This is a genomic window from Duganella callida (assembly GCF_004614165.1).
Classification (GTDB): domain Bacteria; phylum Pseudomonadota; class Gammaproteobacteria; order Burkholderiales; family Burkholderiaceae_D; genus Rugamonas; species Rugamonas callida.
The window spans coordinates 66,118-85,790 of record NZ_SPVG01000146.1 but is presented as its reverse complement, the minus strand read 5'-3'; the positions used below and the strand labels follow the sequence as shown (position 1 = coordinate 85,790).

Sequence of the window (19,673 nt, the reverse complement as noted above, 5' to 3'; positions counted from 1 at the left end):
CATCCCTCCATGCCATTTCCCCTCACGTTAGAGCAAAAGCAGACGGCATTCTGGCTGGCGGTGTGGGCGGCATTCCTGTTCCTTCTGGTCACCCTCGGGCCGGTGCTGACGCCGTTCCTGGCGGCCGCCATCTTCGCCTACGCGCTGAATCCCGGCGTGGACCGCCTGGACCGCATCCGCTTCGGCCGCCGCGTGAGCATGCCGCGGCCGCTGTCGGTGACCATCGTGGTAATGCTGTTCTTTGCCGCCATCACCACCCTGGTGCTGATCGTGGTGCCGGTGCTGCAGAAGGAAATCCCGCTGCTGCAGGCGCAGATCCCGGCCTTTCTGGCCAAGGCCAACGACCTGCTGGCGCCGAAACTGCGCGACCTGGGTCTGAACGTGCGCCTGGACAGCGCCGGCATCAAGCAAATGGCGTCCGAGCAGCTGTCCGCCAGCGGCGACGCCATCTGGGCCGCCGCGCTGAATTCGGCGCGCGTCGGCGGCACCGCGGTGCTGGGCTGGCTGGCCACGCTGACGTTGATCCCGGTGGTGCTGTTCTACCTGCTGCTGGACTGGCACGCCATGCTGGCGCGCATCGCCGCCTGCGTGCCGCGCCGCTACATCGGCGCCACCCTGGGCATGGCGCGCGAAGTCGACACCCTGCTGGCGCAGTACCTGCGCGGCCAGCTGCTGGTGATGCTGGTGCTGGCGATTTACTATTCGGCCGCGCTGGGCATCGCCGGTTTCGACGTGGCCCTGCCGGTGGGGATCATCACCGGCCTGCTGGTGTTCATCCCCTACCTGGGTTTCGGCCTGGGCCTGGTGCTGGCGCTGATTTCGGCGGTGCTGCAGTTCAGCGACTGGAGCGGCGTGATCGCGGTGGCCATCATCTACGGCTGCGGCCAGGTGCTGGAAGGCTTCTTCCTGACGCCGCGCCTGGTGGGCGAGCGCATCGGCCTGAATCCGCTGGCGGTGATCTTCGCCCTGCTGGCGTTCGGCCAGCTGTTCGGCTTCGTCGGCGTGCTGCTGGCGCTGCCCGCGTCGGCGGTGCTGATGGTGGCCTTCAAGCACCTCAGGCGCCACTACCTGAGCAGCAGCTTCTATAATGCGTGATGTGAAACAGATAAACATTATGCAAAAGACCACAGGGCGAACGCCATGAAGCAGCTGGTGCTCGATTTAGGCGCGGAACCAACGCACAGCCTCGCTTCGTTCGAGGTCGGACAGAATGCCGAAGCGGCAGCGCTGCTGGCGCAATTCGCCGCCCGTACCTCGCGCGAGCACTTCGCCTACCTGTGGGGCGCGGTCGGCGTCGGCAAATCGCACCTGCTGAAAGCCCTGGCCAGCGCCGGCGGCGAGGCCGAACAGACGCGCGCGCGCTATATCTCGCCGTTCTCGATCGAGTCCGAATTCGTGTATTCGCCGGAGGTGGACCTGTACCTGCTGGACGACTGCGAGAAGCTGTCGCCGCTGGCGCAGATCGACGCCTTCGCCCTGTTCAACGAAATCCGCGCCAACAACGCCTGGATGGTCTGCAGCGGCAATGTGGCGCCGGCCGTGCTGCCGGTGCGCGAAGACCTGCGCACGCGCATGGGCTGGGGCCTGATCTACCAGATCCACGGCCTGACCGACGACGAGAAAAGCGCCGCGCTGGCGGCGGCGGCGGCGGCCCGCGGCTTGACGCTGTCGGCCGGCGTGATACCCTATTTGCTGTCTCACTTCCAGCGCGACATGCGGTCGCTGTCCGACATCCTCGATTCGCTGGACCAGTATTCCCTTGAAACCCAACGCCCGATCACTCTGCCGCTGCTGCGCGAGTGGCTGCAGGCGGAAGCGAAAGAATAATGAATCTCGCCCTCTTTGACCTCGACCACACCCTGCTGCCCATCGACTCCGACTACGAATGGGGCCAGTTCCTGGTGCGCATCGGCGCCGTGGACGCCGTCGAATTCGACCGCCGCAACAAGGACTTCTTCGCCCAATACCAGGCCGGCACGCTCGATCCGGTAGAATATCTGGAGTTCACGCTCGGCACCCTGGCCGGCTTCGCGCCCGAAAAACTGGCAGCGATGCAGGCGCAGTACATGGAGGAAGTGGTGGCGCCGGCGATCCGTCCGGCCGCCCTGGCGCTGCTGAAACAGCACATCGACCAGGGCGACCTGGTGGCCATCGTCACCGCCACCAACCATTTCGTCACCGCGCCGATCGCCAGGGCGCTGGGCGTGGAGCACCTGATCGCCGCCATGCCGGAAGTCGACGCCGACGGCCGGCTGACCGGCCGCCTGATCGGCACGCCGACCCAGGGACCGGGCAAGATCGTGCACACCAGGGCCTGGCTGGAAAAGATGGGCAAGAAGCTGGAAGACTTCGGCACCGTCCACTTCTACAGCGACTCGCACAACGACCTGCCGCTGATGTCCATCGTCAGCCATCCGGTGGCGACCAACCCGAATGAAAAACTGAAAACGCACGCCGCCGCACAAGGCTGGCGACTTATTGAGCTGTTCAATGATTAAGAAACTGATCCGCAAAATCCTCGGCAAGGGCGGACGCGATGCCAACAAGCTGGTGGTGCTCGGCCCGGAAGCCCACGGCATCGATCCGCGCCTGCTGTCGAACAACGCCGTGCGCGTCACCAGCACCCTGCAGGAAGCCGGCTACGAAGCCTTCGTGGTCGGCGGCGCCGTGCGCGACCTGCTGCTGGGCGTCAAGCCCAAGGACTTCGACATCGCCACCAACGCCACGCCGGAGCAGGTCAAGCGCCTGTTCCGCCGCGCCTTCATCATCGGCAAGCGCTTCCAGATCGTGCACGTGATGTTCGGCCAGGACCTGCTGGAAGTGACCACCTTCCGCGGCACCACCTCGGACAACGCGCCCAAGGATGAACATGGCCGCGTCCTGCGCGACAACACCTTCGGCACCCAGGCGGAAGACGCGGAACGGCGCGACTTCACCATCAACGCCATGTACTACAACCCGGCCAACCAGCAGGTGCTGGACTACCATGGCGGCATCGAGGACATCCGCGCCAAGACGCTGCGCATCATCGGCCAGCCGGAAGCGCGCTACCGCGAAGACCCGGTGCGCATGCTGCGCGTGGTGCGCTTCGCCGCCAAGCTGGGATTCGGCATCGAGCAGGAGACCGCCGCGCCGATCAAGGTGATGGCGCCGCTGATCAACAACGTGCCCGCCGCGCGCGTGTTCGATGAAATGCTCAAGCTGCTGATGAGCGGCCAGGCGCTGGCCTGTTTGCAGCAGCTGCGCAAGGAAGGCCTGCATCACGGCCTGCTGCCGCTGCTGGACGTGGTGCTGGAGCAGCCGCTGGGATTCAAGTTCGTGACCCTGGCGCTGGACTCCACCGATGCGCGCATCCACGCCGGCAAGACCGTCTCGCCGGGCTTTCTGTTTGCGTCGCTGCTGTGGCACCAGGTGCTGGAGAAGTGGAACGCCTACCGCGCCGCCGGCGAGCAAACCATCCCGGCGCTGCACCTGGCGGCCGACGACGTGCTGGATTCGCAAACCGAGAAACTGGCCCTGCAGCGCAAGATCGGTTCCGACATGCGCGACATCTGGGCGATGCAGCCGCGTTTCGAGCGCCGCCAGGGCAAGTCGCCGTTCAAGCTGCTGGAGCATCAACGCTTCCGCGCCGGCTACGACTTCCTGCTGCTGCGCTGCGCCTCCGGCGAGATCGACGCCGAGATCGGCGACTGGTGGACCGCCTTCTACGAGGGCGACGACATCACGCGCGAAGAACTGATTTCCTCCGCCAGCCAGCCTGGCCGCGGCGAAGCCGGTGGTGCCGCCAAACGCAAACGCGGCCCGCGTCGTGGCGGCCGTAGCCGCAATCGCGGCGAGGGCGCGTCAGACGAAGGCGGCGAAGGCGGAGCACAGGTCGGCGCAGACCATGCCGGCCACGCCGGCGATGGCGGCGCCGACTGAACTGCGTCCAGCGCATCATGTCCACCGCGATCACTGATACGTCTGGCGCCCCGGCCGCACCTGACGCAGCTGGCGCATCTGTCACAGCTGCCTCGGCCGCTCCTGACGCCGCGCCCCACGACGCCGCCAGCGCCAGCCTCGCCCCGGCCAGCGCCGCCGAAGAACGGGCGCCGTTCGCCTTCACCCTTGCCTACATCGGCATCGGCGCCAACCTCGGCGACGCGCGCGCCAACGTGCTGGACGCGCTGGAACGCCTGCAGCGCCAGCCCGGCTGCACGCTGATGGCCGCCTCCAGCCTGTACCGCACCGCGCCGATCGACTCCAGCGGCGACGACTACATCAACGCCGTCGCCCGCATCGCCACCACGCTGGACGCGCAAGCGCTGTTGCGGGCGCTGCACGCGATCGAACAGACGCACGGCCGCGAACGTCCCTACCGCAACGCACCGCGCACGCTGGACCTCGACCTGCTGCTGTACGGCGACGCCGTGATCGCCAGCCCCACCCTGAGCGTGCCGCATCCGCGCCTGAGCGAGCGCGCCTTCGTCCTGGTGCCGCTGCTGGAAATCGCCCCGGCCATCCACATCCCCGGCAAGGGCGCGGCGCAGCAATATGCGGCCGGCGTCGCCGACCAGGCCATCAGCCGCCTCGACTAGCCCCTCTAAGCGACTTTCTGCAGGCGATAGCAATCAGGAATACACTATCGCCGTCTGACCTCATCACAAAAGGAATCCCATGTCTGGTTACTTGCAAGGAAACGAACTGGCCGCGGGCCAAAAGCCTGCCGCTGCCAACGCACCTGCACCGGCCAAAACGGTCGCCAGCAAAGCCGTCACCGTCCACACCCTGGGCGCATTGCGCGCGGCCGGCGAAAAAATCACCATGCTGACCGCCTACGACGCCAGCTTCGCCTCGCTGATGGAGCGCTGCGGCGTCGAAATCCTGCTGATCGGCGACTCGCTGGGCATGGTCTGCGCCGGCCACCAATCGACGCTGCCGGTCACGGTCGACGACATCGTCTACCACACCGCCTCGGTGGCGCGCGGCGCCAAGTCCGCGATGATCGTGGCCGACCTGCCGTTCGGCGCCTACGGCACCCCGGAAAGCGCCTACGCCAACGCCGTGCGCGCGATGCAGGCCGGCGCCCACATGATCAAGATCGAGGGCGGTGCCTGGCTGGCCGACACCGTCAAATTCCTGACCGACCGCGCCGTTCCCGTCTGCGCCCACCTGGGCCTGACACCGCAATCGGTGCACCAGCTGGGCGGCTACAAAGTGCAGGGCAAGACCACCGAAAGCGCCGACCTGCTGAAAGCCGACGCCTTGAAGATGCAGGCCGCCGGCGCCTCGCTGCTGGTGCTGGAAGCGATCCCCTCGGGCCTGGGCAAGGAAGTCACCGACCTGCTGTCGATTCCCACCATCGGCATTGGCGCCGGTCCGGACTGCTCCGGCCAGGTGCTGGTGATGCACGACCTGCTGGGTGTCTTCCCGGGCCGCAAAGCGCGCTTCGTGAAAAACTTCATGGAAGGCCAGACCAGCATCGAAGCCGCCTTCAGCGCCTACGTCGCCGCCGTCAAGGACGGCAGCTTCCCCGCCCTCGAGCACTGCTTCTGAGACCGGGGCAGAGCCGGCTCCTAGTGGCAGCACGTGTTGGTGTACCAGACCGGCAGGCCTTTGCTGTAGGTGACAAAGTTGCCGTCATTTTGCAGATAGGTCTCGGCATCCGGGTGGCCGGTCACGCCGCTCTGCCACAGGACGCGGCCGATGGCGTCATACTCCACCAGGTTGCCATCGGCCTGCATCAGCACCTGCGCCGCGCTGCTGCCTTCGGTGCGGGTGTTCCATAGCGGGACATTGCCTTCGTAGATCACCAGGTTGCCATCGTTTTGCAGGTCGAGCACGAAGCGGCCATCGCAGGAATACAGTCTTTCGCCGCGCTTCAAACCCTGGCCGGGCAGCAGTTGCCCGCACTCCTGCGGCTTGGCCACCGGCGGCAACGGCGCCAACGCCGACAGCGGCACGGCGTCGGCGATCGCCTGCATGCCGGCGTCGTTGGGATGCAGGCTGTCGCCGGAGTTGTATTGCGACAGGTAGCGGGTCGGATCGGCCGGATCGCCGGTTGCCTGCGCCTGATCGACCACCGCATCACAGCCGCTGTCCGCGCTCGTCATGAAGGTATTGAGCTGGGCGCGCGTGTCTTCCGCCGCCTGGGTCCATTCATTGGTGCCATGAAATGGCGTCAGCGTCGAGCACAGGAATTTGACCTTGGCAAGATGCGCGGCGCTGCTCAATTCCTTGTAGACCGCAATCAGATCGGCGGCCGGCACCGGGTTGGCATTGTTCAGATTATTCACCGCGTCGTCCGATACGATGACCCATTTCACACCCGGCTGGCGCAGCACGTCCTGATCGAAGCGCGTGCGGCCCGCCTGCCCGGCGCCGTCCGTGAAAAAGTTATTACCGCTGATGCCCTGATTCAGCACGCCCACCGTCATGCCGGCCTGCCGCAGACGCTGCGCCAGGTCGTTGGTCCAGCGCAGGTTGGCATTTGGCCGCGACGCCAGCCCGTCGGTGATCGATGCGCCGAAGGCCACGACGGCGCCGGTGGCGGCGGGATTCTGCACATCCAGGTTGGTGAGGAAGTAGTAAGCCTGTCCGCTGACGGAGTTGGTGCTCACGCCAGGCATGTCGGGCTTGGCGGCGGCATTGCCGGGCGCGAAATAGACGTCCTGCAGCGAAGCGCTATGCCCGGTGGCGCGGGGCGCGGTGTCCCCCGGCACGTAGAGGCTGACCGCGACATCGCCCAGCGCCGGTACATCGAACGCCACCGCATCGCTTACCACCTCGCCGCCGGCCGGAATGGTGACGGCGGCCTTGGCGCCGAACAGGATCTGGCGGCTGCTGCCGGCCACGGTGCGCGCCTCGCTATCGCGCAGCGCGATGTAGGCGCTGCCGATGACCACCGGTTGCGTACCGAAGCGATTCGACAAGTGAACGCGCGCCGATGTGCCGCCTATGCTGGTGTGAACGATCTGGCGTATGGTCTGGTTGTGGAAGCCGTTGTCGTCAGTGATCCAGGGCGTGACGGCCCAGGTGCCGGTCCACGGCACCGGCGCGGCAGCCGCTTGCGAAGATGGGGCAACAGCGCTTGCCAGCAGCGGCAAGGCGAAGAGGATGCTGCGTAGGCTGAGTGTCATGCGGTTCTCCAGGAGTTTGTTGGCTGGTGATGACATTCCGGTCGAAATGTCTGCGCCGCAAAATAGCAAAAGCACCAACGGGCCGGCGCATGTTTGACCTGCTACCTCGATCGGGATATGGCATCCATATCCGATCGGAGGATGACTTGCCAGATCGGGCTCAGAGCCGGAGCTCGTGCAGGCAGGCGTCGAATACCGATAGCAGACGGTTGATGTCCCCTGGGGTGGTGTCCGGGCACACCAGCAGCATGTTGTGGAAAGGGGTGATCAGCAGGCCGCGGTTGAGCAGGTAGAGGTGGATCACTTGTTCCAGTTCGCTGTCCATGATGGCGTGTGCTTCGCTGCCGTTACACGGCGCCGATGCGGCGAACTGGAATTCGGTACGGGCGCCGACCTGGGTAACGCACCAGGGCAGCCGGCGGCGCGCAATCGCGGCACGCAAGCCTTCCGCCAGCTGCTTCGCCAGCGCGAACATGTGCCGGTAGGCTGCATCGGTCATGACGTGTTCGAGGTTGGCGCGCATGGCGGCCATGGCGAACATGTTGGCGCTGAGCGTAGTGCCGATGCCGGAGTGGCCCGGCGGCGCGCTGCGCTTGGCGCGTTCGACGCGGCGCGCAAGATCTTCCGTGAAGCCATACGCCGCGCAGGGAATCCCGCCGGCGACCGGTTTGCCGATCACCAGCGCATCCGGCCGCATGCCGTGCGCGCGGGCATAGCCTCCGGGTCCGCTGCTGATGGTGTGGGTTTCGTCGATCACCAGCAGTGCGCCGTGACGCCGGATCAGTTCCTGCGCGGCCACCCAATAACCCGGCTGCGGCGGGATCATGCCGATGTTGGTCATCACCGGCTCGGCCAGTACGCAGGCGATGTCGCCCTGCGCCAGCGCGGCTTCCAGCGCCGGCAGGTGGTTGAACTCCACCACCACGGTGTGATCGGTGAGCCTGTGCACCTGGCCCAGCAGGCTGTCGCGCTGTGTCGGCAGGCCGCCTCGCAGATCGACAAACACGTCATCCACCGTTCCGTGATAGCAGCCGTTGAAGACCAGTACCTTGTCGCGGCCCGTGGCCGCGCGCAGCCAGCGCAGCACGAAGCGGTTGGCATCCGACGCGGACAGCGCGAACTGCCAGTACGGCAGCGCGAAACGGCGCGACAGTTCGGCCGCCACCGGGCCGGCATCCTCCGAGGGCAGCATGGCGGTGTAGCCGCGCGTCGCCTGCCGGGAGATGGCCTGCGCCACCGGCGCCGGCGCGTGGCCGAACATGGCACCGGTGTCGCCGAAGCAGAAGTCGATGTACTCGTGGCCGTCCGCATCGCGGAAGCGCGCGCCGGAGGCTTCCCGCACCGTCAGCGGAAACGGCGTCGACCAGTCGTTCATCCAGTGCATGGGCACACCGAACAGCAGATGCTGCGCTGCTGTCGCGGCAAGCCGCGCCGATGCGGGATGACGGGCGATGTAGTCGGCGCGCTCCGCCGCCATCAGCGCCTGCACGCGTTGCCGGTCCAGGCCGTCGCGGGTGCCCATGACTCACACCAGCAGCATCAGATGCTCGCGCTCCCACGAGCTGATCACGCGGCTGTAGGTGGCGAATTCCAGTTCCTTCACCTCGCAGAACGCCTGCACGAACAGCTCGCCCAGAATTTCGCTCAGCGGCCGGCATTCGCGCAGACGCAGGATGGCGTCTTCCAGATTGCGCGGCAGCTGGTCGTGCACATGTTCGGCGCTGCCGGACATCGGCGCCGACGGTTGCAGTCGCTGGGTCATGCCGAGATAACCGCAGGCCAGCGTGGCGGCGGTGGCCAGATACGGGTTCACATCCACGCCCGGCACGCGGTTCTCGACACGGCGGTTGACCGGCGCCGAGTTGGGAATGCGGATGCCGCAGGTGCGGTTGTCGTAGCCCCAATGCACATTGGTCGGCGCCGACATGAAGCGCGACAGCCGCCGGTAGGAATTCACATGCGGCGCAAGCAGCAGCGTCGCCGCCGGAATGTATTTCTCCAGTCCCGCGATATAGTTGAAGAACAAGTCGCTGGCATCGCCATCCGGCCGGCTGAAGATATTCTGGCCGCTGTTCACATCCAGCACGCTCTGGTGGATGTGCATCGCGCTGCCCGGCTCCGTCTCCATCGGCTTGGCCATGAAGGTGGCGAAGATCCCGTGCCGCAGCGCCGTCTCGCGCACCGCGCGCTTGAACAGGAACACGCGGTCGGCCAGTTCCAGCGCCTCGCCATGCGTGAAGTTGATTTCCATCTGGCCCGCGCCAGCCTCGTGGATCAGCGTCTCGACGCCCAGGTCGTGCTGCTTGCAGAAGGCCGACAGCTCCAGGAAGAACGGATCGAAATCGTTGACCGCGTCGATGGAATACGATTGTCGTCCCGATTCGGTCTTGCCGCTGCGGCCCAGCGGCGGCGCCAGCGGCTCGTGCGGGTTGCTGCTGCGCGCGACCAGATAGAACTCCATCTCCGGCGCCACCACCGGCTGCCAGCCGCTGTCCTCGTACAGCTTGAGCACCTTGCGCAGTACCGCGCGCGGCGACAGGTCCACCGGCGAGCCGTCGAAGTTGACACAGTCGTGGATCACCAGCGCGACATTCTCGGCCGCCCACGGCACCTGCCGCAGCGTGGCGATGTCCGGCACGCAGATCATGTCCGGATCGGTGGCGCCGACATAGGGCGTGTTGTTCGGCTGCTCGCCGTTGACGGTGTTGAGCAGCACGCTCTTGGGCAGGCGCATCTGCCCCTCGCTGAGGAACAGGTCCTTGGGCAGGATCTTGCCGCGGGCGATGCCGGTCATGTCGGCGATCACGCATTCCACCTCATGGATATTGCGCTCGCGCAGAAAGTCGCGCAGCGCCTGCGGCATCACGGGGTTTGCTAGCCTATCTGTATCCATGTGGTTTTCAACTCGGTGTATTTGTCGAAGGCGTGCAGCGATTTGTCGCGGCCATTGCCGGACTGCTTGTAGCCGCCGAACGGCACGGTGATATCGTCGTTGTCGTACTGGTTGACGTGGATGGTGCCGGCCCGCAGCGCGCGCGATGTCTGTATCGCCTTGCTGATCTCCGAGGTCCAGACGGCGGCATGCAGCCCGTAGGTGCTGGCATTCGCCTGCCGCACCGCGTCCTGCAGGTCGGTAAAGCTCAGCACCGACAGCACGGGACCGAAGATCTCTTCGCGGGCGATGGTCATGTCGTTGCTCACCTGGTCGAACAAGGTAGGTTCGACGTAATAGCCGCCGGTCTCCGTGCGCGCCTGTCTGCCGCCAGCCAGCAACCGCGCGCCGCCAGCGCGGCCGGCTTCGATGTAGCCCATCACCGTTTTCAGCTGGGTGGCGTCGACGATGGCGCCCATGACGGTGCCCTCGTCCAGCGGATCGCCGGGCTGATAGGCCGGCACCATCGCCAGCGCCTTCTCGATGAAGCGGTCCTTGATCGACGCCTCGACGAACAAACGCGATGGCGCGTTGCAGCTCTCGCCCTGGTTGAAGAAGATGGAGCCAATGGCCGAAGCCACCGCAGCGTCCAGGTCGGGACAATCGGCGCACACGATGTTGGCCGACTTGCCGCCCAACTCGGTCCAGGCGCGCTTGAGGTTGGACTGACCGGCCATCTGGATGATCTGCTTGCCCACGCGCGTGGAACCGGTGAAGCCGATGCAGTCCACATCCATGTGCAGCGCCAGCGCGGCGCCGGCTTCCGCACCGTAGCCCGGCAGGACGTTGAACACACCCGGCGGCACGCCTGCCTCCAGCGCCAGTTCCGCCAGCCGCAGCGCAGTCAGCGGCGATTTCTCGGACGGTTTGAGCACCACGCTGTTCCCCGCCGCCAGCGCCGGCGCGATCTTCCACGCGGCCATCAGCATCGGATAGTTCCACGGCACGATGGCCGCCACCACGCCCACCGGCTCGCGCGTGATCAGGGCCAGGCTGTCGGCCGGCGTCGGCGCGATCTCGTCGTAGATCTTGTCGATCGCCTCGCCATACCAGCGGATGCAGTTGGCGGCGCCGCCCACGTCCACGGTCTGGCTGTATTTGATCGGCTTGCCCATGTCCAGCGTTTCCAGCAGCGCCAGTTCCGGCCCATGCTGCTGCATCAGGTCCGCGAACCTGATCAGCACCCGCTTGCGCTGCGCCGGCGACTTGCCCGCCCAGCGCCGGTCCTCGAACGCGGCGCGGGCGGCGGTGACGGCCAGCTCCACGTCGGCGCCGTCGCAGCGCGCCACCATGCCCAGCCTGCGGCCGTCGATGGGCGACAGGTTCTCGAACTGCTGCCCCGAGCTGGCCCAGACACGTTCGCCGTCGATGACGGCGCGGCCGTCGGCCTGCACGGCAGCGGCCTTGTCATGCCAATTGATCGTCATCCTGCTCTCCTTTACAGCCAGCCACGTTCTTTCACATCGGCGTAAGTCAGATCGAGACAATGGCGTATCAGCGCCAGCATCTCGTCTATCTGTGCCGTGGTCATGATCAGTGGCGGTGCGATGATCATGCGGTCGCCGACGGCGCGCATGATCATGCCGTTGTTGAACATATGGCCGCGGCACACCATGCCGACGGCCAGCGATGGATCGAACGTCTCGTTCTCGTGCACGCTGGCGCCCTTGCGGCGCACCAGGTTCAGGCCGGCGACGAAGCCGCAGCTGTTGGCGTATCCGACCAGCGGATGATCGGCCAGTTCGGCAAAGCGCCTGTTCAGATAAGGGCCGGTTTCCTGCGTCACACGCTCGATCAGCTTTTCATCCTCGATGATGCGGATGTTTTCCAGCGCCGCCGCGCACGCCACCGGATGGCCGGAATAGGTGAAGCCGTGGTTGAACTCTCCGCCCTGCTCGATCAGCACATCGGCCACGCGGTCGCCCACCAGCACGCCGCCCAGCGGCACATAGCCCGAGGTCACACCCTTGGCGAAGGTGATCAGGTCCGGCTTCATGCCCAACAGCTCCGACGCGAACCAGCGCCCCAGCCGTCCGAAACCGCAGATCACCTCGTCGGCGATCAGCAGGATGCCGTACTTGTCGCAGATGCGCTGTATCTCGGGCCAGTAGGTGGATGGCGGGATGATGACGCCACCGGCACCCTGTATCGGCTCGCCGATAAATGCCGCCACCTTGTCCGCTCCCGTTTCCAGTATCTTCTGTTCCAGCCAGGACGCGGCTTGCAGGCCGAACGCCTGCTCCGTCATGCCCTGGCCGAACTGCAGATAGTTGGGCTGGTCGATATGCACGATGCCCGGAATCGGCAGTCCGCCCTGCGCGTGCATGTCCTCCATGCCACCCAGCGAAGCGCCGGCCATGGTGCTGCCGTGGTAGGCATTGCGGCGGCTGATGATGGTGTGCCGGTCCTTGTAGCCCAGCACGTCCCAGTAGCGCCGCGCCATGCGCACATTGGTGTCGTTGGCTTCCGAGCCGGAGCCGGTGAAATACACGTGGTTGAACTGCGGCGGCGAGATCTGCGCCAGCTTTGCCGCCAGCTGCACCGCCGGCACATTGGTGGTGTTGAAGAAGCTGTTATAGAACGGCAGCGTCTCCATCTGCTGGTAGACCGCCCTGGAGATGCTGGTGCGTCCATAGCCGACGTTCACGCACCACAGGCCGGACATGCCGTCGATGATCTTCTTGCCTTCCGAATCCCAAAGATAAATCCCCTCGCCGCGCACCATCACGCGCACGCCTTTTTCGCCCAGCGCCTTGTGGTCGGTGAACGGATGCATGTAATGCGCCGCGTCCAGCTTCTGGATGGCGGCGGTATCGTAGCTGGTCATGGCTTCCTCGCTTAAACGTGCAGCAGCAGGTGCTCGCGCTCCCACGGGCTGATGACGGTCATGAATTCCTGGTGCTCCAGATCCTTGATGGCGGCGTAGACGTCGATGAAGCGCTCGCCCAGCACGTTGCGCAACTTGTCCTCGGCGCGCAATTTCTGCAGCGCCTCCGGCAAGCCTTGCGGCAGTTCGACCTTCAGGTCATATGCGCTGTCGGTGGTCATGGGCGACGGCTCGACCTGATCGATCATGCCAAGGTAGCCGCAGGCCAGCGTCACCGCCAGCGCCAGGTAGGGATTGGCGTCAGCGCCGATAATGCGGTTTTCCACGCGACGATCCTGCACGCCCGATTCGGGCACGCGGAAACCGACGGTGCGGTTGTCCACCCCCCACTGCACGTTGATCGGCGCCGCCGTGTGGCGCACGATGCGGCGGTAGGAATTCACGTAGGGCGCCACCACCGCCATCGCCGACGGCATGTAGCGCTGCAGGCCGCCGATGTAGTATTTGAACAGCGGCGACGCCGAACCATCCTCCGCGCTGAAGATGTTTTTGCCGCTCTTGATGTCGACCACGCTCTGATGCACGTGCATGGCCGATCCGGGTTCGCCCGCCATCGGCTTGGCCATGAAGGTGGCGTACATGTCGTGCTTGAGCGCCGCCTCGCGCAGGGTGCGCTTGAAGAAGAACACCTTGTCCGCCAGCCCAAGCGGCTCGCCGTGCAGGAAGTTGATCTCCATCTGTCCCGCGCCGATTTCGTGGATCAGCGTATCCACGTCGAGGTTCATCATGTCGCAGTAATCGTAGATGTCCTCGAACAGCGGGTCGAATTCGTTCACCGCGTCGATGCTGTAGACCTGGCGGCTGGTTTCGGCGCGGCCGCTGCGGCCGATCGGCGGTTTCAGCGGCAGGTCGGGATCGCTGTTTTTCGCGGTCAGGTAAAACTCCAGTTCCGGCGCCACCACCGGCTTCCAGCCCTTGTCCGCATACAGTTTCAGCACGCGGCGCAGCACCGAGCGCGGGGCGAAATCGACCAGCCGGCCATCGGCGAAATAGCAGTCATGGATCACCTGCGCGGTCGGATCGGTGGCCCACGGCACCATGGTGATGGTGGTCGGATCGGCTTTCAGGATCATGTCGCGGTCGGTGGTGGAGATGGCGCGGTCGTAGGCCGCATCCTCGGTCGGGTAATTGCCGGTGACGGTCATGCCCAGCACCGCCTCCGGTATACGCATGCCGCGCTCCTGCGTGAATTTGGCGCGCGGCAGTATCTTCCCGCGCGCCACGCCGGTCAGGTCGGGCACCAGGCATTCGATTTCCGTGACGCGCTTCTCGTTCAGCCACAGGTCCATATCGGTATAGGTAAAGTTTTCGCGTATTGCCATTGCTCTTCTCTCTTCTAATTTTTATAGGCGACAGGCGTCGCCAAAGGCCCTGAATAATTTGACGGAGTCCGGGTTGTCGGCGAACTTCCATTCTGGATGCCACTGTACCGCGAGCGTAAATCCTTTGGCGTCCGCCACGCGGTAAGCCTCCACCAGGCCGTCATCGGCGCGCGCTTCGACCGCAAGGCCGGGCGCCAGTTGCCTGATGCCCTGGCCGTGCAGCGAGTTGACCATGATTTCGGCCGCGCCGCCCAGTATCTGCGCCAGCCGCCCCCCAGGGTCCAGCAGCACGCGGTGCGATGGGGCGTATTGCTGGTCCAGCGGCTGGTCTTTTTGTTCGCGGTGATCGGCCATGCCGGCGACGTCGTGCACCGCCTGATGCAGAGTGCCGCCCAGCGCCACGTTCACTTCCTGGAAGCCGCGGCAGATCGCCAGCAGCGGGATGCCGCGCTTGATGGCGGCGCGTATCAGCGGCAGCGTGGTGGCGTCGCGCGCCTCGTCCCGCGGCAGCGATGGGTCCAGCACCGCTTCGCCATACAGGCTGGCGTCCACATTCGATGCCGAGCCGGTCAGCATGATGCCGTCGGCCACGGCCAGCAGCGATTCGAAGTCCGTGGCCGTGCCCAGCGCCGGCACGATCAGCGGTGTGCAGCGCGCGCCTTCCCTCACGGCGGCGACGTATTTGAGCTGCGCCGTGTGATACGGATGTGCGCCGATGTGATGGACGCACGCGGGGACAAGAACGATAGGGCTACGCATAGAAGCTTTCTTCGACTTGGGTTTAACTAAATGATATGCCTATTTTGGTATCATTGTGAGTGCCACTTTTGAATTATTTTTAGAACCACTTTGATGTCGCCGACTTCCGATCTGCTGGCCGCCGCGCTGGCGCAAAGCAGTTTTCATCCACGGCTGTCGCAGCAGCGCAGGCTGTACGAGGCGGCCAAGGCCGCGATTCACCAGCAACGGCTGGGAGCGGGCAGCAAGCTGCCGTCCAGCCGCGATCTGGCGCGCGACCTGGGCATCGCGCGCAACACGGTGATCGCGGCGTTCGAGCAGTTAACGGCGGAAGGCTATGTCAGCAGCGTGCGGGGCAGCGGTACCTACGTGGCCGATCTGCACGCGCACACCGCCAGCATGCGCGGTGCGGGCGGCCCGGCGGGACGTAACGCAGCACGGGATGCCCGGTCGACTGGCGCGGCAGGGTCGACCGGGGCAACGCTCGACATGGTGGAAAGTGCTGCCACCGTCGGCATGCAGCCGCCCCGGCTGTCGCGGCGCGGGCGCGAGCTGACGCGCCAGGCCGCCGGTCCACGGTTCGAAATCCAGCCGTTCGCGCCGGGCGATGCCGATTTCTCCTCGTTCCCGTTCAAACTGTGGCAGCGGCTGCAGAATCGCGTCTGGCGCGAGGCGCGCGGCGATCTGCTGGACTATGGCCAGTCGGGCGGCCATCTGCCGCTGCGCCAGGCCATCACCGAATATCTGCGCCTGTCGCGCTCCGTGCGGGTGGAAATGGAGCAGGTGATGATCACCGCCGGCACGCAGCAATCACTGGACCTGTGCGCGCAGCTGCTGGCCGACGCCGGCGACATGGCCTGGATCGAAAATCCATGTTACTGGGGCGCGCGCCGCGTGTTCCAGGCGCGCGAGCTGAAACTCCACCCGATCACCGTCGACGGCGACGGCATGGCGCTGAAGAAGAACGATCTGGCCACCCGTCCTCGCCTGATCTACGTCACGCCGTCGCACCACTACCCTACCGGCGCGGTCATGAGCCTGGCGCGCCGCCGCGAATTGCTGGACGTGGCCGTGCGCAAGGACGCCTGGATACTGGAAGACGATTACGACAGCGAATTCCGCTACACCGGCCGTCCGCTGGCCGCGCTGCAGGGGCTGGACCACGATGATCGCGTGCTTTACATGGGCACCTTCTCCAAGGTGCTCTACCCCGGCATCAAGGTCGGCTACCTGGTGGTGCCGCCGGCGCTGATTGCCGCGTTCCGCAGCGCGTTGTATGACCTGCAGCGCCCCGGCCAGCTGACGGTGCAGGCGACGCTGGCGGAGTTCATCGCGCAAGGCCACTTCACCACTCACATCCGCAAGATACGTCAGACCTACGGCGCGCGGCGCGAGCTGCTGCGCCGCATGCTGCTGCAACACCTGCCACGCGACGTGAGCATCTCCAGCGAGGAGTCCGGCCTGCACCTGGTGATCGAACTGCCGGACCACGTGGACGACGTCGCGCTGGCACAGCACATCGCGACAGAGCGGCTCTCAGTCAAGGCACTCTCCACTTATTACCTGAAACCGCCGGCGCGGCGCGGACTGCTGGTCGGCTACGCCTACTGCACGCCCGAACAGATCACCGACCATGGCCTGCGACTGGGCGCGCTGATCGCGGCGGCGGTACGTCCATGAAGAACATGCCGTGGAGCGATTTCGGCAACGCGATTTTCATCGCCAGCGCCGCCCGGGACAAGGATCAAGCCTTGGCGGCGCTGGCCACCTGCTTCTGACGCAGACGCTCGTTGCGGGCGATGTACAGGCTGGACGCGATCACGCCGATCGACACCACCAGGATGGTCAGCGCCGCCACCGCGTTCACACGCGGGTCCAGGCCCAGGCGCGCACGCGAGAAGATCACGATCGGCATGGTCGAAGAACCGGGGCCGGACAGGAAGGCCGACAGCACCACGTCGTCCAGCGACAGCGTAAAGGTCAGCAGCCACGCCGACCCCAATGCCTGCTTGATGTTCGGCAGCGTCACCAGGAAGAATACCTGGTAGGGACGGCAGCCCAGGTCCATCGCCGCTTCCTCCAGCGACTTGTTCATCTCTTGCAGGCGCGATTGCACCACCACCGTCGCGTAGGCCATGCCGAGCAGCGTGTGGCCCAGCCAGATGGTGACCAGGCCGCGCTCCGGGAAGCCGAACATCTTCTGCACCGACACCAGCATCAGCAGCAGCGACAGGCCGATGATCACCTCGGGCATCACCAGCGGCGCGCTGACCATGCCGGTGAACAGCGTGCGGCCGAAGAAGCGCTGGTAACGATCCAGCACGAACGCCGCGAAAGTCCCCAGCAGTACCGAGCCGCAGGCCGTCAGCAGCGCGATGCGCAGCGACAGGCCGAAGCCGCTGATGATTTCCGTATCGTTCATCAGCGCCGCATACCACTGCGTCGAAAAGCCGCTCCACACCATGTCCTGGCGCGAGCTGTTGAACGAGAACACCACCAGCACCACGATGGGGATGTACAGGAACAGGTAGCCGAGCGACAGCCAGCCGCGCCCGAACCAGCGATTCAGGAACCGGGTCATTTGCGCGCCTCCTGTTCCGCCTTGTATTTGTTGAAGATCGCCATAGGCACAAGTATCAGCAGGATCACCACCACCGTCACCGAGGACGCCAGCGGCCAGTCGTTATTGGTAAAGAATTCGTCCCACAGCTGACGGCCGATCATCAGCGTCTCCGGACCGCCCAGCAGCTCGGGGATGACGTACTCGCCCACCGCCGGAATGAACACCAGCATGGTGCCGGCGATGATGCCCGACTTCGACAGCGGCACGGTGATGCGCCAGAACGCCTGCCACGGCGTCGCGCCCAGGTCGGCGGCGGCTTCCAGGAAGCGGATGTCCATCTTCGACAGATTCGCGTACAGCGGCAGGATCATGAACGGCAGGTAGGCGTACACCATGCCGATGATCAGCGAGAACTTGGTGTTCATCAGGTGCAGCGGCTCGCTGATCACGCCGAGGTTGATGAGGAAGCTGTTCAATATCCCGTTATTGGCCAGGATGCCCTTCCACGCGTAGATGCGCAGCAGGAAGGAGGTCCAGAACGGCATCATCACCATCATCAGCAGCATGGGGCGCAGGGTCGGCTTGGCGCGCGCCATGAAATAGGCGAACGGGTAACCGATCAGCAGGCACAACGCCGCCGTGATGGCCGCGAACTTGATCGAGTTCAGATAGGTCAGCGCATACAGCTCGTCCTGCGCGATGAACAGGTAGTTGGCGATCTTGATCTTCAGCGTCAGCACGCCATCGACCAGCGTCATCAGCGTCCCGAACGGGCCGCCGTCGCCGCTGTCCAGGTCCGTGAAGCTGATGCGCAGCACGATCAGGAACGGGATCAGGAAGGCAAACACCAGGTACAGGAACGGCACGCCGATCACCAGGACGCGTCCCGGGTGCTTGATCAGATTCTTGAGGAAGTCCATGACCATCCCGCCTTAGCTGGTCAGCACGACGACATCCGCGCCGTCCCACCAGGCGTACACGCGCTGCTCGCGCTTGAGCGCCGATTCATCGTGGCGCGCCGCATTGGTGCGCGACACTTTCAGCACCATGCCGCTGTCCAGCGTGAGGTGGTAGCTGGTCTCGTTGCCGAAGTAGGCGATGCCGGTGACGACGCCCTGCACGCAGTTGTAGCCATGTTCGGCTGCCTTGGCGCGCTGCTCCTGGCTCGGCGCCTCGGCCTGCAGCACGATTTTCTCGGGACGCACCGCCACCGACACCGCCATGCCCGGCGTGCCGGTAATGCCGTGGGTGACGTAGTGCTTGCCCTCGGGCGTATCGATGATCACGTGGTCCGCTTCATCCTCGGTCACGCGGCCGTTGAACAGATTGACGCTGCCGATGAAATCGGCGACGAAGCGGCAGTTCGGGGTTTCGTAGATCTCGTCCGGCGCACCCACCTGCAGGATGCGGCCGGCGCTCATGACCGCGATGCGGGTGGCCATGCTCATGGCCTCGTCCTGGTCGTGGGTCACCATCACGCAGGTCACGCCCACTTCCTCGATGATGCCGACCAGTTCCATCTGCGTGCGCTCGCGCAACTTTTTATCCAGTGCGCCCAGCGGCTCGTCCAGCAGCAGCAACTGCGGGCGCTTGGCCAGCGAACGCGCCAGCGCCACGCGCTGCTGCTGGCCGCCCGACAGCTGGTGCGGCTTGCGTTTGGCGTACTCGGTCAGCTGCACCAGTTTCAGCATCTGCTCGACGCGCGCGGCGATTTCGGCTTTCGGCAGGCCGTCGCGGCGCAGGCCGAAGGCGATGTTGTCCCATACCGACAGGTGCGGGAACAGCGCATAGGACTGGAACATCATGTTGATCGGACGCTGATACGGCGGCACGCCGATGATGTCCTGGCCGCCCAGCGTGATGCTGCCCGACGTCGGCGTCTCGAAACCCGCCAGCATGCGCAGCAGCGTCGACTTGCCGCAGCCCGAGCTGCCCAGCAGCGCGAAGATTTCGCCCTTGTTGATCGTGACCGATACGTCATTGACGGCACGGACGCCGTCGAATTCCTTCACCAGGTTGCCGATCAGGAGGAAAGGTTCAGCAGCTCGCTCTATGGTCATGTTAATGTTAATTAAAGATAAACGATATTTTTCCCGAACCCATGATTATAAAG

17 protein-coding genes are annotated in these 19,673 nt (G+C 65.2%); 7 read left to right on the top strand and 10 right to left on the bottom strand.

The features are described from left to right. Window positions 1-9: 9 nt before the first annotated feature. The 6 genes from E4L98_RS14410 to panB all read left to right on the top strand — a co-directional run bounded on the left by E4L98_RS14410 (window position 10) and on the right by panB (window position 5,535). The gene (locus E4L98_RS14410; protein WP_135202245.1) at window positions 10-1,095 is read left to right on the top strand and encodes an AI-2E family transporter; all 1,086 of its coding nucleotides are present in this window, start codon (window positions 10-12) and stop codon (window positions 1,093-1,095) included. Window positions 1,096-1,140: 45 nt separating this feature from the next. Beyond that, window positions 1,141-1,827, top strand: a complete 687-nt coding sequence (hda, locus tag E4L98_RS14405; protein WP_135202244.1) for a DnaA regulatory inactivator Hda — start codon at window positions 1,141-1,143, stop codon at window positions 1,825-1,827. Beyond that, window positions 1,827-2,498 (top strand): histidinol-phosphatase, encoded by a 672-nt coding sequence (locus E4L98_RS14400; RefSeq protein WP_135202243.1) that lies wholly within the window; start codon window positions 1,827-1,829, stop codon window positions 2,496-2,498. The genes hda and E4L98_RS14400 overlap by 1 nt, the downstream gene beginning before the upstream one ends. Then, entirely contained in the window at window positions 2,491-3,921 is a 1,431-nt protein-coding gene (gene pcnB, locus E4L98_RS14395) for a polynucleotide adenylyltransferase PcnB (protein ID WP_135202242.1), read from the top strand. The genes E4L98_RS14400 and pcnB overlap by 8 nt, the downstream gene beginning before the upstream one ends. A gap of 194 nt (window positions 3,922-4,115) precedes the next feature. Next, complete coding sequence (gene folK / locus E4L98_RS14390) at window positions 4,116-4,577, top strand: 2-amino-4-hydroxy-6-hydroxymethyldihydropteridine diphosphokinase (protein WP_229257396.1); 462 nt, start codon at window positions 4,116-4,118, stop codon at window positions 4,575-4,577. A 79-nt stretch (window positions 4,578-4,656) separates the two neighbouring features. After that, on the top strand, window positions 4,657-5,535 hold the full coding sequence (gene panB / locus E4L98_RS14385) for a 3-methyl-2-oxobutanoate hydroxymethyltransferase (RefSeq protein ID WP_205746729.1): 879 nt from the start codon (window positions 4,657-4,659) through the stop codon (window positions 5,533-5,535). Between the two features lie 20 nt (window positions 5,536-5,555). Here the strand turns inward: panB and E4L98_RS14380 are convergent, their stop codons facing one another. The 7 genes from E4L98_RS14380 to E4L98_RS14350 form a co-directional block, all read right to left on the bottom strand. Next, entirely contained in the window at window positions 5,556-7,118 is a 1,563-nt protein-coding gene (locus E4L98_RS14380) for a GDSL-type esterase/lipase family protein (protein ID WP_135202240.1), read from the bottom strand. A 160-nt stretch (window positions 7,119-7,278) separates the two neighbouring features. Next, window positions 7,279-8,640 (bottom strand): aspartate aminotransferase family protein, encoded by a 1,362-nt coding sequence (locus E4L98_RS14375; RefSeq protein ID WP_135202239.1) that lies wholly within the window; start codon window positions 8,638-8,640, stop codon window positions 7,279-7,281. Between the two features lie 3 nt (window positions 8,641-8,643). Beyond that, window positions 8,644-9,981, bottom strand: a complete 1,338-nt coding sequence (locus E4L98_RS14370; RefSeq protein WP_135202300.1) for a glutamine synthetase family protein — start codon at window positions 9,979-9,981, stop codon at window positions 8,644-8,646. An 11-nt stretch (window positions 9,982-9,992) separates the two neighbouring features. After that, window positions 9,993-11,477 (bottom strand): aldehyde dehydrogenase, encoded by a 1,485-nt coding sequence (locus tag E4L98_RS14365; protein WP_135202238.1) that lies wholly within the window; start codon window positions 11,475-11,477, stop codon window positions 9,993-9,995. Window positions 11,478-11,488: 11 nt separating this feature from the next. Continuing rightward, the gene (locus E4L98_RS14360; RefSeq protein WP_135202237.1) at window positions 11,489-12,877 is read right to left on the bottom strand and encodes an aspartate aminotransferase family protein; all 1,389 of its coding nucleotides are present in this window, start codon (window positions 12,875-12,877) and stop codon (window positions 11,489-11,491) included. Window positions 12,878-12,888: 11 nt separating this feature from the next. After that, window positions 12,889-14,259: a glutamine synthetase family protein gene (locus E4L98_RS14355; protein WP_135202236.1), complete on the bottom strand. Its 1,371-nt coding sequence runs from the start codon at window positions 14,257-14,259 to the stop codon at window positions 12,889-12,891. 21 nt (window positions 14,260-14,280) lie between these two features. Next, window positions 14,281-15,018, bottom strand: coding sequence for a gamma-glutamyl-gamma-aminobutyrate hydrolase family protein (locus E4L98_RS14350; protein WP_135202235.1), 738 nt, complete (start codon window positions 15,016-15,018; stop codon window positions 14,281-14,283). A gap of 93 nt (window positions 15,019-15,111) precedes the next feature. On the opposite strand from E4L98_RS14350, the gene pdxR reads away from it, so the two are divergent. Next, window positions 15,112-16,677, top strand: coding sequence for a MocR-like pyridoxine biosynthesis transcription factor PdxR (gene pdxR, locus E4L98_RS14345; protein WP_135202234.1), 1,566 nt, complete (start codon window positions 15,112-15,114; stop codon window positions 16,675-16,677). A 64-nt stretch (window positions 16,678-16,741) separates the two neighbouring features. Here pdxR and E4L98_RS14340 read toward each other — a convergent pair whose 3' ends face one another. Genes E4L98_RS14340 through E4L98_RS14330 form a run of 3 tightly spaced genes read right to left on the bottom strand, consistent with a single transcriptional unit; the run spans window position 16,742 to window position 19,620 of the window. Continuing rightward, window positions 16,742-17,578: an ABC transporter permease gene (locus E4L98_RS14340; RefSeq protein ID WP_135202233.1), complete on the bottom strand. Its 837-nt coding sequence runs from the start codon at window positions 17,576-17,578 to the stop codon at window positions 16,742-16,744. After that, on the bottom strand, window positions 17,575-18,480 hold the full coding sequence (locus tag E4L98_RS14335) for an ABC transporter permease subunit (protein WP_135202232.1): 906 nt from the start codon (window positions 18,478-18,480) through the stop codon (window positions 17,575-17,577). Before E4L98_RS14335 ends, E4L98_RS14340 begins: the two co-directional genes overlap by 4 nt. A 12-nt stretch (window positions 18,481-18,492) precedes the next feature. Next, a complete protein-coding gene (locus E4L98_RS14330; RefSeq protein ID WP_135202231.1) occupies window positions 18,493-19,620 on the bottom strand; it encodes an ABC transporter ATP-binding protein in 1,128 nt (375 codons plus the stop codon). Between the last annotated feature and the right edge of the window lie 53 nt (window positions 19,621-19,673).

Bases quoted from the DNA above. Each gene is read 5' to 3' on its own strand.
- E4L98_RS14410 (WP_135202245.1), top strand. From the start codon at position 10: ATGCCATTTCCCCTCACGTTAGAGCAAAAGCAGACGGCATTCTGGCTG.
- hda (WP_135202244.1), top strand. From the start codon at position 1,141: ATGAAGCAGCTGGTGCTCGATTTAGGCGCGGAACCAACGCACAGCCTC.
- E4L98_RS14400 (WP_135202243.1), top strand. From the start codon at position 1,827: ATGAATCTCGCCCTCTTTGACCTCGACCACACCCTGCTGCCCATCGAC.
- pcnB (WP_135202242.1), top strand. From the start codon at position 2,491: ATGATTAAGAAACTGATCCGCAAAATCCTCGGCAAGGGCGGACGCGAT.
- panB (WP_205746729.1), top strand. From the start codon at position 4,657: ATGTCTGGTTACTTGCAAGGAAACGAACTGGCCGCGGGCCAAAAGCCT.
- E4L98_RS14380 (WP_135202240.1), bottom strand. From the start codon at position 7,118: ATGACACTCAGCCTACGCAGCATCCTCTTCGCCTTGCCGCTGCTGGCA.
- E4L98_RS14375 (WP_135202239.1), bottom strand. From the start codon at position 8,640: ATGGGCACCCGCGACGGCCTGGACCGGCAACGCGTGCAGGCGCTGATG.
- E4L98_RS14370 (WP_135202300.1), bottom strand. From the start codon at position 9,981: ATGCCGCAGGCGCTGCGCGACTTTCTGCGCGAGCGCAATATCCATGAG.
- E4L98_RS14365 (WP_135202238.1), bottom strand. From the start codon at position 11,477: ATGACGATCAATTGGCATGACAAGGCCGCTGCCGTGCAGGCCGACGGC.
- E4L98_RS14360 (WP_135202237.1), bottom strand. From the start codon at position 12,877: ATGACCAGCTACGATACCGCCGCCATCCAGAAGCTGGACGCGGCGCAT.
- E4L98_RS14355 (WP_135202236.1), bottom strand. From the start codon at position 14,259: ATGGCAATACGCGAAAACTTTACCTATACCGATATGGACCTGTGGCTG.
- E4L98_RS14350 (WP_135202235.1), bottom strand. From the start codon at position 15,018: ATGCGTAGCCCTATCGTTCTTGTCCCCGCGTGCGTCCATCACATCGGC.
- pdxR (WP_135202234.1), top strand. From the start codon at position 15,112: ATGTCGCCGACTTCCGATCTGCTGGCCGCCGCGCTGGCGCAAAGCAGT.
- E4L98_RS14340 (WP_135202233.1), bottom strand. From the start codon at position 17,578: ATGACCCGGTTCCTGAATCGCTGGTTCGGGCGCGGCTGGCTGTCGCTC.
- E4L98_RS14335 (WP_135202232.1), bottom strand. From the start codon at position 18,480: ATGGACTTCCTCAAGAATCTGATCAAGCACCCGGGACGCGTCCTGGTG.
- E4L98_RS14330 (WP_135202231.1), bottom strand. From the start codon at position 19,620: ATGACCATAGAGCGAGCTGCTGAACCTTTCCTCCTGATCGGCAACCTG.